The 813-nt window shown below is 44.0% G+C and carries 1 protein-coding gene; it reads right to left on the minus strand.

Annotated elements, in window-relative coordinates; genetic code table 11:
- The coding region (locus tag LMC10_RS00385; RefSeq protein ID WP_229268609.1) for a mucin-binding protein at positions 1 to 813 on the minus strand (813 nt) is incomplete at both ends.

Here is an 813-nt window from a genome sequence, read left to right on the forward strand (position 1 = left end):
CTCGAGTGTATTCTACAGTTTGTGTTACTGGGGCGATGGCTTCATGTCCTGCTGGTACTTCGTAGTTAATGGTACGAGTTACTGACATATTCATATCCTTGTTTGAAGGATCATATGGTACTACCGTATCAGCTTGCTTTTGGTAACTTACGGTAACATTGGCACCATTTTGTGGTTCGCCGTCTTTTTCTGTTACTTGAGCTGCTGGCACTTCTGTTGCCTTGGTACCGTCGACATAGGAATCGTAACCCTTGATTTGTTCTACTTGAGTACTTGGGAATTCTGCACTGCCATTATCGGCAACATGCCATGCGTTCCAAGTAGTAATACCAGTAGCTGGATCAGTATAACCGGCATTACCTTGAGCATCTTCACGAGTGTACTCTACGGTTTGCGTTACTGGAGCAATAGCAGCTTGACCCTCTGGTACCTGGTAATTAATTGTCCGAGTAACCTTCATTGTCATGTTGTCCTTAGTACCATCCCATTTAACTGGAATATTACCTTGCTTTTGGTAACTTACAGTGACGTTGGCACCATTTTGTGGGACACCATCTTTTTCAACTACTGCAGCTGCTGAAACTTCAGTTGCCTTTGTACCGTCTACGTATGAATCGTAACCCTTGATTTGTTCTACACTAGCTGATGCAAATTCTGCTTTGCCACTCTTAACATGCCATGGATTCCAAGTAATATCACCAGTTACTGGGTCTTGGTAACCTGCGACGCCGTTAACATCTCGAGTGTATTCTACAGTTTGTGTTACTGGGGCGATGGCTTCATGTCCTGCTGGTACTTCGTAGTTAATGGTAC

It is taken from the genome of Limosilactobacillus reuteri subsp. simiae, from assembly GCF_020784875.1.
In the GTDB taxonomy this organism is placed as follows: domain Bacteria; phylum Bacillota; class Bacilli; order Lactobacillales; family Lactobacillaceae; genus Limosilactobacillus; species Limosilactobacillus reuteri_H.